Origin of the sequence: Aeromonas sp. R3-1, assembly GCF_040908345.1 — a bacterium.
Classification (GTDB): Bacteria; Pseudomonadota; Gammaproteobacteria; order Enterobacterales; family Aeromonadaceae; genus Aeromonas; species Aeromonas veronii.
The window spans coordinates 1-3,749 of sequence record NZ_JBFODN010000202.1; the positions used below are offsets into that span (position 1 = coordinate 1).

4 protein-coding genes are annotated in these 3,749 nt (G+C 64.2%); 2 read left to right on the forward strand and 2 right to left on the reverse strand.

The window, feature by feature from the left end; all coding sequences use genetic code 11:
- Positions 1–76: 76 nt before the first annotated feature.
- Positions 77–1,657: an alpha/beta hydrolase gene (locus AB5Y85_RS12965; RefSeq protein WP_368221537.1), complete on the reverse strand. Its 1,581-nt coding sequence runs from the start codon at positions 1,655–1,657 to the stop codon at positions 77–79.
- 345 nt (positions 1,658–2,002) lie between these two features.
- Here AB5Y85_RS12965 and AB5Y85_RS12970 point away from each other — a divergent pair, with 345 nt between their 5' ends.
- Together AB5Y85_RS12970 and rluF are read left to right on the forward strand one after the other, a co-directional pair.
- Positions 2,003–2,125 carry a hypothetical protein gene (locus AB5Y85_RS12970; protein ID WP_005350832.1) on the forward strand — a complete coding sequence of 41 codons (123 nt, stop codon included), beginning with the start codon at positions 2,003–2,005 and terminating at the stop codon, positions 2,123–2,125.
- Positions 2,115–3,116: a 23S rRNA pseudouridine(2604) synthase RluF gene (rluF, locus tag AB5Y85_RS12975; protein ID WP_368221539.1), complete on the forward strand. Its 1,002-nt coding sequence runs from the start codon at positions 2,115–2,117 to the stop codon at positions 3,114–3,116. The genes AB5Y85_RS12970 and rluF overlap by 11 nt, the downstream gene beginning before the upstream one ends.
- Before the next feature lie 80 nt (positions 3,117–3,196).
- On the opposite strand, the gene AB5Y85_RS12980 is transcribed toward rluF, so the two are convergent.
- A partial coding sequence (locus AB5Y85_RS12980; RefSeq protein WP_368221541.1) for an MFS transporter occupies positions 3,197–3,749 on the reverse strand: 553 nt, incomplete at its 5' end.

Sequence of the window (3,749 nt, forward strand, 5' to 3'; positions counted from 1 at the left end):
GTCAATTGACGGCCCCTTTCTTGTATCGCTATTGCGCCAAGCAAGTCGGCCGCTTGGCCGATGTGGCAGAAACGCCCTAGAAAGGCGAGCTGCTCTCATCGCTCTCCTGTAAAAACTGCTCCACTTCTGCCTGATAGGCCGCATCAGGTTGACCGCTGCTGGCAGGGGTTACGGCGGCAGGCCGGGCGACGGGAGGGGCGGTGAGCGTCTCCATCACCCGCTGCTGCAGATAGGGGTAGAAAGGGTTGGAAGAGGTGCGGGTGAGGGCGCCGGGGTTGACGATCAGCACACCGCGCTCGCCGCGCAGGGCCAGACCGCCGAGATTGATGCCATATTGCTCCCGCTGCTCCGGGTGCGCCGCCATGCCATAGAGGGGGTCGTCCATCGGGAAGGGGAGCGCCACGTGGGAGAGGGAGTAGATCTCCTTGGGATAATCGATACCCAGCGGGTGAACTTGCTCAGGCTGGTCGGCGCTGGCCAGCGTTCTGGCCTGCGTCGCGGGGGAGGCGGGTTCCACATTGCCCACCACGGTGAGGCGATAGTGCTCGGGGGCGTTTGGCAGCAAGCGTTGCAGCGCCAGCTCGGAGGCCGAGCTCATCAGCGGGCCAAACAGGGTGCTGCGGTTGATATCAAACAACACCAGTTCGCTGCCGTTGGCCGGCAGGTAGTGGTAGAGATCGGCAATGATGGAGCGGGTGCTGACGGTGTAGTCCATCACCGACTGGAAGGTGAGGGCGGCGGGAAACGCCGCCAGCTCGCCACTGGCGGCCAGCTGGCGCACCTGCTGCTGGATGGCGTGGGTCAGGCGGTAGGACTGGCGCGCGCCGTTGACCGGGAACGAGTTGTACTTGAACGGGTTAAACTCCGGCATGGTGTCGAGCCAGGCGGCGTTGGCAAAGGCGGGCAGCAGGGCAGGCACGGCCTTGAGCCCGGCGAAGCGGGCAAAGCGGGTCACCCCGATCATCGGGGAGATCAGCACCAGCCGATCCGGTTTTGCCAGCGCACCGCTCTGGTCGGTCAGCGCATCGAGCGCATATTTCACCGCCAGCGCGCCGCCGTTGGAAAAGCCCACCAGATGCAGCGGCCGCTTGCCCGGTGCCTGCAATCTGGCCTCCCGCACCGCCAGTCGGGTGGCGGCCAGCCAGGTCTCCCAATCCACATCCACGAGGCCTGCGGGCACTGTGCCGTGGCCGGGGATCCGCAGCCCCAGCGCGATAAAGCCCTGCTGCTGATAGCGTCTGGCCAGATGGCGCAGGCTGTAGGGGGAGTCGGTCAGGCCGTGCAGCAGCACCGCTACCCCTTTGACTTCCCCCTCGGGGCGCAGCAGGTAGGAGCGGTTCCAGTTCTGCTGAAAGCGGGCGGGATTGATGGGGGCGTCCTGATAGTAGCGATTGCTGGCCAGTTGCTGCTCCGGCGGCGTTTTGGCGACTACCTCGGTGGCCACCAGCTCGAACAGCTCTGCTTCGCGGGCCAGATAGGCTTGCCAGTCGCTGCGATCGAGCTCATCGGCACTGAGTTCGGGGGGCACCACTGTGTGCCACAGCTGCAGCGGCGCTGCCTGCCAGGCGAAGTAGGCGATCACCGCCCATGCGGTCAGCAACAGCAGCAACAGGGTCAGCAGAGCACGGCGAACAAGGCGGCGAGTGTGAGCCAGCATGGTGCAATCCTTGGCGATAGGGGTAGAGCCGCCTCTGGGCGGGCGAGTTTGGCGCAGCATCCAAGGCGCTGCCAACCGGCTTAAAGCCTAATGGAAACAAGGTGATATGTATAGTTGATGGCGTTCGGCCGCGCTGGCTGTGGGCGCCTGATCACGCCGCTTACATCAGGCTGGCCGTTCGAAGGCTGCATCGCGGGCCATCTGGCGGCGTGAACTTGTCCGCGGATGCCCGTTTGGGCGCTGCGACCTTGCAACTATCTGCCCCTGAAAGGGGGCAATTATGCTACTGTAGCGGCGTTTTTTGATGGATAAGCTGGCATTGGCCTTTTTTGAAGATGGAATGGTATGCAGAACTTTGACGTAGTGAATTGGCTGATGCAGCAAACAGCCTCCCCGGCGCAGCCGGAACAGGCGATGGCACAACCGGGCGCGGCCCAGACCCTGTGGCAGGTGACCCATGCTGGCTAACGAATCCATGCGTCTGAACAAATACATCAGCGAGAGCGGTATCTGCTCGCGTCGCGAGGCCGACCGCTTTATCGAGCAGGGCCACGTCTTTATCAACGGCAAGCGTGCCGGGATTGGCGATCAGGTGCAGGTTGGCGATCTGGTCAAGGTGAACGGTCAGGTGATCGAGCCGCGCGAGGCGGACAGTCTGGTGCTGATCGCCCTCAACAAGCCGGTGGGTATCGTCAGTACCACAGAGGCGGGCGAGAAGGACAACATCGTCGATTTCGTCAACCACAGCACCCGGGTCTTCCCCATCGGGCGGCTCGACAAGGATTCGCAGGGGCTGATCTTCCTCACCAACCACGGCGATCTGGTCAACAAGATCCTGCGGGCGGGCAACGATCACGAGAAAGAGTATCTGGTGACCGTCGACAAGCCGGTGACCGACGAGTTTGTGCGCGGCATGGCGGCCGGGGTGCCGATCCTCGGTACTGTGACCAAGAAGTGCAAGGTGAAGAAAGAGGCGCCGTTCGTCTTTCGCATCACCCTGGTGCAGGGGCTGAACCGCCAGATCCGCCGCATGTGCGAGCACTTCGGTTTTGAAGTGATCAAGCTGGAGCGCATCCGCATCATGAACGTCAGCCTCAAGGGGCTGCCGGTGGGCGAGTGGCGCGATCTCACCGACGACGAGCTGATCGATCTGTTCAAGCTGATTGAGGACTCCTCCTCCGAGGTGAAACCGGCCAAAGGCGACAAACCGAAGGCGGCCAAGGCCCCTGCGGCGCAAACCGCCAAGCCGGCCCAAGGCAAGAAGCCGCGCCGCGATGATGATCACGAGATTGGCGGGCGTCCCAATGTGCCGGGCCCGGAAGCCTTCGAGAAGAAGCTGCCGGTGGGCAAGGGTGGCGCTGGCAAGGGCAGTGCAGGCAAAGGGGCTCCCAAGGGAGGCAAACCGGCCGCAGGCAAGCCGCGCACTGCTAACAGCGGACGGCAGAAGAAGGGGCGCTGAGTTGCCCCTCTGAGTGGCATCAGCCGCCAGTCATCTCCAATACGGTTATCCCCAACACTATTATCTCCAACACACCGGCCTCAGGCCGGTGTGTTGCTTTGGGCCGCAGAGTTGGCCGGGAGGGCCGTCGAAAGGGTTGGCTCGCTGGCGATCGGTAACCGCATGACGCGAGGGTAGTGGTGCGGGTCGAGGCGCAGCACCAGCAGGCTCATCAGCAGCAATCCCCCCAGCTGCCACTGCCATGCGGCGGCGAAGTCGCCGAACAGGTGATAGAGGCGGGCGGCGACCCAGGGGCCGGTGGCCGCCAGCATAAAGCCGAAGCCCTGCATCAGGGCGCTCAGGGTGCCGGCGCGGCGCGGGTCGGGCAGGTGATCGAGCGCAATCACCATGATGAGGGAAAAGCTACCGCCCAGACCGGCACCACACAGCATGCACCAGAGGATCGGGGCACTGGCTGGCGCTAGCCAGAGGCCGCCAAATCCCGCCAGCTGCATGGCGATGGCAAGCCCCATCCACGGCCGCCGATCCAGACTGCGCGCCGCCAGTAGCGGCAAGCCAAGGCCGCTGGCGGTCTGCGCCAGTGCCAGCCAGGCGACCAGCTCGCCCGCCTGCGCGGCGCTCCACCCTTGCGCC